Source organism: Pseudomonas sp. P5_B2 (assembly GCF_056400445.1).
On record NZ_JBFULH010000378.1, the window covers coordinates 1 to 3,959 of the forward strand.

4 protein-coding genes are annotated in these 3,959 nt (G+C 60.3%); all 4 read right to left on the reverse strand.

Annotated features, from left to right (window positions below; genetic code table 11):
• The coding region (pcaC, locus tag AC1DRJ_RS20760; protein ID WP_477803787.1) for a 4-carboxymuconolactone decarboxylase at positions 1 to 312 on the reverse strand (312 nt) is incomplete at its 3' end.
• Positions 313 to 322: 10 nt separating this feature from the next.
• Complete coding sequence (pcaD, locus tag AC1DRJ_RS20765; RefSeq protein ID WP_477803788.1) at positions 323 to 1,114, reverse strand: 3-oxoadipate enol-lactonase; 792 nt, start codon at positions 1,112 to 1,114, stop codon at positions 323 to 325.
• 11 nt (positions 1,115 to 1,125) lie between these two features.
• Positions 1,126 to 2,490, reverse strand: coding sequence for a 3-carboxy-cis,cis-muconate cycloisomerase (locus AC1DRJ_RS20770; protein ID WP_477803789.1), 1,365 nt, complete (start codon positions 2,488 to 2,490; stop codon positions 1,126 to 1,128).
• 46 nt (positions 2,491 to 2,536) lie between these two features.
• Positions 2,537 to 3,841 (reverse strand): MFS family transporter, encoded by a 1,305-nt coding sequence (locus AC1DRJ_RS20775; RefSeq protein ID WP_477803790.1) that lies wholly within the window; start codon positions 3,839 to 3,841, stop codon positions 2,537 to 2,539.
• Positions 3,842 to 3,959: the final 118 nt, after the last annotated feature.

Sequence of the window (3,959 nt, forward strand, 5' to 3'; positions counted from 1 at the left end):
GTAGATCGCACTCTGCATGATCACTTCTTTGATCTCGCCACGGGTCACGCCGTTGTTGGCGGCGGCGCGCAGGTGCAGTTTGAGTTCTTCGTTGCGGTTCATGCCGATCAGCATGGAAATGGTGATCAGGCTGCGAGTGTGGCGCGGCAGGCCCGGGCGAGTCCAGATATCACCCCAGGCGTGGCGGGTGATCATCTCCTGAAATTCCGAGTTGAACTCGGTCAGTGCGGTCAGGCTGCGATCGACGTGAGCGTCGCCCAGTACTGCGCGACGGACTTTCATGCCTTCGTCGTAACGTTGTTTCTCGTCCACAACAATCCCCTTAATGAGCGTTCAAAAACGCCAGGACTCGCTCGCTGAACGCAGCGCTGGCCTGGACGTTGGACAAATGCGCAGCATAGAACTCGGCGTATTCCGCGCCCTGCACATGCTCTTGAATGAAGTGTCCGCCAGCCGGCGGCGTGACCGCGTCTTCGGTGCCGGCGATCACCAGCAGCGGCGCCTTGATCGATGACAACTGCTCACGGAAGTCGGCATCACGCACCGCCGCGCAATTGGCCGCGTAGCCTTCAGGCGAAGTGGCGGCCAGCATGTCGGTGATTCGCTTCGCGGCAGAGGGATTGGCTTCGGCGAAGTCCGGGGTAAACCAGCGTGCAATCGAAGCATCGCGCAGCGCGACCATCGCGGCCGGACCGTCACGCAGCACGGTTTCAATGCGCGGATTCCAGATCGACGGGTCGCCGATTTTCGCCGCTGTGTTGCACACCACCAGTTTGTTCAATCGATCACCGGCATTGATCCCCAGCCATTGGCCGATCAAACCGCCCATCGACAGACCACAGAAATGTGCGCGCTCAATGTGCAACGCATCCAGCAACGCCAACACGTCGTGGCCCAGTTGCTCGATGCTGTACGGGCCAGGTGTCACCAGCGATTGGCCGTGGCCACGGGTGTCGAAACGTAGCACCCTGAAATGCTCGGTGAACGCGGCAATTTGCGCGTCCCACATGTGCAGGTCGGTACCCAGCGAGTTGGAAAGCACCAGTACCGGTGCATCCTCAGGCCCATCAAGTTGGTAGTGCAGTTCGCCCTCGGCGAGTTGTACAAAAGCCACAGCAATCTCCTTCAGGCAGTCAACGCAGAATGTTCAGCCACCGCTCGCTCGACCCAGGTATGGGCCTGACCGAGGTAATGGGCGGGGTCCAGCAGACGATCAAGTTCCGCAGCAGAAAGCTCGGCGGTCACTTGCGGCTCGTCACCGAGGACGGCGCGCAGATGACGTTGTTCAGCCACCGCACGTTTGCAGCAGAGTTCCAATAGATGATGCGCAGTGTCGCGGCCGACCCGTTGGGCGAGGACGATGCTCACCGCTTCGGCCAGCACCAGGCCTTGAGTCAAATCGAGGTTGCGCGCCATGCGATTTGCGTCCACTTCCAGCCCCTGCGCCACCAGCAACGCTTGCTTGAGGCTGCCGGACACCAGGCAGCAAATCTCTGGCAGGGTTTCCCACTCGGCATGCCACAGACCGAGGCTGCGCTCGTGTTCCTGCGGCATGGCGCTAAAGAGGGTCGAGAGCAAACCGGGAACGCGAGTCGCCGCACCGATCAGCACCGCTGCACCGACGGGGTTGCGTTTGTGCGGCATGGTCGAGGAACCGCCCTTGCCCGGCGCCGATGGTTCAAAGACTTCGCCCGCCTCGGTTTGCATCAACAGGCTGATGTCGCGGCCGAGCTTGCCCAGGCTGCCGGCGATCAATCCCAGCACCGCACCAAACTCCACCAGACGATCACGCTGGGTATGCCAAGGCTGATCCGGCAAGGTCAGATGCAGTTCCTCGGCCAATGCTTCAGCAATCGGCATCGCCTGCTCACCAAGCGCGGCCAGGGTTCCGGAGGCGCCGCCGAATTGCAGCACCAACAGACGTGGCTTGAGTTCTTGCAAGCGCTGACGACTACGCGTGACCGCACCCAGCCAACCGGCGATTTTCATACCTAGGGTGACCGGTGTTGCATGCTGCAACCACGTGCGGCCGGCCAGCGGTGTGGCGACATAACGCTTGGCTTGAATTGCGAGGATGTCGCCCAGTTGCGCCAGATCACTTTCGATCAGCGCCAGCGCGCCACGCAATTGCAACACCAGGCCTGTGTCCATCACGTCCTGGCTGGTCGCGCCCAAATGCACATAGCGCTCGGCTTCGGCATTACTGGCCGCGATCTGCTTGCCCAGTGCCTTGACCAATGGAATGGCGGAATTGCCCGCCGTGGCAATCGCCTCGCCAAGAGCAGCGAAGTCGTAATGCCCGGCCTGACACGCGGCTTCAATGGGGGCGACAGCGGTTTGCGGAATCAGCCCGACACACGCCTCGGCCCGGGCCAGTGCGGCTTCGAAATCGAGCATGGCCTGCACGCGGCCTTGATCGCAGAACACTTCACGCATATCGCGCGCAGTGAAATAGGCATCGAACAATTGATTGCCCGGTCGCTCGTTCATAAAACAGTCCCTGGAGGCGCGAGCCCATCAGGCCCGCGCGTAAAGATCAAAGGTCGTGTTGCAAATACTTTGGCTGTTTCGGCAGACGCAAGCTGAACAGGAACGCCACCGCCATCATCACCGTAACGTACCAGTAGAAGGAGTTTTCCATGCCCGCGGCTTTCAGGCTCAGGGCCACGTATTCCGCCGAACCACCGAAGATCGCATTCGCCACCGCGTAGGCCAGGCCGACGCCCAGTGCGCGCACCTCTGGCGGGAACATTTCGGCTTTTACCAAGCCACTGATCGAGGTGTAAAAGCTCACGATCGCCAGCGCCACGGTAATCAGCACAAAAGCCAGGAACGGACTGCTGACACTTTTCAGGCTCAACAGAATAGGTACGGTGCACAACGTCCCGAGGGCGCCGAACCAGAGCATCGAGTTACGTCGGCCAATCTTGTCGGCGAGCATGCCGAAGAACGGCTGCATGCACATATAAAGGAACAGCGCGCCGGTCATGATGTAGCTGGCGGTCTTGGCCTGCATGCCCGCGGTGTTTACCAGGTACTTCTGCATGTACGTGGTGAAGGTGTAGAAAATCAACGAGCCACCGGCGGTATAACCGAGCACGGTAATGAATGCGGCTTTATGGTCGCGGAACAGCGCACTGATGCTGCCGGCGTCCTTGTTTTCGCGCATCTCCTTGCTGCTGGTTTCTTTCAGCGAACGACGCAGGTACAGCGAAACCAGCGCGGCCAGCGCACCGACCACAAACGGAATCCGCCAGCCGTAGGCGCGCAACTCATCCTCGCTGAGGAACTGTTGCAGGACCACCACCAGCGACACCGCCAGCAACTGCCCGCCAATCAACGTCACGTACTGGAACGAGGCGAAGAAGCCGCGCTGGCCTTTGAGTGCCACTTCACTCATGTAGGTCGCGGTGGTGCCGTACTCGCCGCCCACCGACAAACCCTGAATCAAACGCGCCAACAGCAACAGCACAGGGGCCCAAACGCCGATGTCCTTGTAGGTCGGCAAGCAAGCGATGAGCAACGAACCGAAGCACATCATCAGAATCGAGATCAGCATCGAGTTCTTGCGCCCGTGCTTGTCCGCCAGCCGACCGAAAATCCAGCCGCCGATGGGACGCATCAGGAACCCGGCGGCGAACACGCCAGCGGTGTTGACCAGCTGCACCGTGGGGTTGTCGGACGGGAAAAAGGCCGGCGCGAAGTAGATTGCGCAAAAGGCATAAACGTAGAAGTCGAACCATTCGACGAGGTTGCCGGACGAAGCGCCGACAATGGCGAAGATCCGCTTGCTGCGTTCTTCGCCGGTGTAGTGCTCTGTTAAAGCGGTGGGCGTTGTCATTGTTTTTCACTCAATGGGGACGGTGAGAGTCTAGACACACTTCGCAACAGTCCCGTTCCCCAATTGGCAATGCAGTCCCCTGCAGGAGTGAGCCTGCTCGCGATGGCGGAGTGTCAGT

Coding starts and splice junctions, on each gene's coding strand:
- AC1DRJ_RS20770 (WP_477803789.1), bottom strand. CDS start 2,490: ATGAACGAGCGACCGGGCAATCAATTGTTCGATGCCTATTTCACTGCG.
- AC1DRJ_RS20775 (WP_477803790.1), bottom strand. CDS start 3,841: ATGACAACGCCCACCGCTTTAACAGAGCACTACACCGGCGAAGAACGC.